Source organism: Phenylobacterium sp. (genome assembly GCF_036677185.1).
GTDB lineage: Bacteria > Pseudomonadota > Alphaproteobacteria > Caulobacterales > Caulobacteraceae > Phenylobacterium.
Window position 1 is genome coordinate 1 of the sequence record NZ_JAKFEN010000003.1, and the last position, 1,572, is coordinate 1,572.

Sequence of the window (1,572 nt, forward strand, 5' to 3'; positions counted from 1 at the left end):
ACCGCCTTGTCGCTGCCGTGGCCCTTGCCGGTGGCGCCGAGCGAGCCGTACAGCTCGACCTTGATGCAGGTGGTCGCCGCCAGCAGATCGTCGCGGCGCAGGCCTTCGGCGAAACGCACAGCGGCGCGCATTGGCCCGACCGTGTGCGAGCTGGACGGGCCGATGCCGATTTTGAATAGATCGAAAACGCTGAGTGACATGCTTAACTCCAGGGCGGCGTCGACTTCCCCTCACCCCAGCCCTCTCCCGAAGGGAGAGGGGGCAAGAGCGGCGGCGCGTGCCTTATCAATCAGCGTAGACCGGGAAGGTCGCGCAAAGGTCGCCGACCTGACCACGGACCCGCGCGAGCACCGCCGGGTTGTCCAAGTCGCCGAGGATGTCGCAGATCCAGCCGGCCAGCTGGCGGCATTCGCCTTCCTTGAAGCCGCGGCTGGTCACCGCCGGGGTGCCGATGCGGATGCCGGAGGTGACGAAGGGCGACTGCGGGTCGTTCGGCACGGCGTTCTTGTTCACCGTGATGTGCGCGGCGCCGAGCGCCGCGTCGGCGGCTTTGCCGGTCAGGCCCTGCTTGACCAGGCTGATCAGCATCAGGTGGTTGTCGGTGCCGCCGGAGACCACGTCGTAGCCGCGGCCGAGGAAGACTTCGGCCATGGCCCGGGCGTTCTTGATCACCTGCTGCTGGTAGTCCCTGAAGCCGGGCTCCAGGGCTTCCTTGAAGCACACCGCCTTGGCCGCGATCACGTGCATCAGCGGGCCGCCCTGGGCGCCGGGGAATACCGCGGAATTGAGCTTCTTCTCGATCTCCTCGTTCTTGCGCGCCAGGATCAGGCCGCCGCGCGGGCCGCGCAGGGTCTTGTGGGTGGTGCTGGTGACCACGTCGGCGAACGGAATCGGGTTGGGGTACAGCCCGGCGGCGACCAGTCCGGCGACATGCGCCATGTCGACGAACAGCAGGGCGCCGACCTGGTCGGCGATTTCACGGAAACGGGCGAAATCCAGGGTGCGCGAATAGGCGGAGAAGCCGGCGACGATCATCTTCGGCTTATGTTCGACGGCCAGGCGCTCCACTTCGGCGTAGTCGATCAGGCCGTTGGCGTCGATGCCGTACTGCACGGCGTGGTACAGCTTGCCGGAGGACGACACCTTGGCGCCGTGGGTCAGGTGGCCGCCATGCGCCAGGCTCATGCCGAGGATGGTATCGCCGGCATTCAGCAGCGCCAGGTACACCGCTGCGTTGGCCGAGGAGCCGGAGTGCGGCTGGACGTTGGCGTAGTCGGCGCCGAACAGCTGCTTGGCGCGCTCGATGGCCAACTGTTCGACCAGGTCGACGTGCTCGCAGCCGCCGTAGTAGCGCTTGCCCGGGTAGCCTTCGGCGTACTTGTTGGTCAGCCCGCTGCCCTGGGCCTGCATGACCCGTTTGCTTGCGTAGTTCTCCGAGGCGATCAGCTCGATGTGATCTTCCTGGCGCCGCTCCTCGGCCTCGATCGCGGCGAGCAGGGCGTCGTCGTAGCCGTGCAGTTGGTCGTGCTTGCTGAACATGGCGAGGATCCTCGGTTGTTGTTCTTGTCGGGT

2 protein-coding genes are annotated in these 1,572 nt (G+C 66.8%); both read right to left on the reverse strand.

All coding sequences use genetic code 11. The annotated features are described in order from the left end of the window. A partial coding sequence (locus V6M51_RS00020) for a serine dehydratase beta chain (protein WP_332763535.1) occupies positions 1 to 200 on the reverse strand: 200 nt, incomplete at its 3' end. A gap of 85 nt (positions 201 to 285) precedes the next feature. Continuing rightward, positions 286 to 1,539, reverse strand: a complete 1,254-nt coding sequence (gene glyA, locus V6M51_RS00025) for a serine hydroxymethyltransferase (protein WP_332763537.1) — start codon at positions 1,537 to 1,539, stop codon at positions 286 to 288. Between the last annotated feature and the right edge of the window lie 33 nt (positions 1,540 to 1,572).

Coding starts and splice junctions, on each gene's coding strand:
- glyA (WP_332763537.1), bottom strand. CDS start 1,539: ATGTTCAGCAAGCACGACCAACTGCACGGCTACGACGACGCCCTGCTC.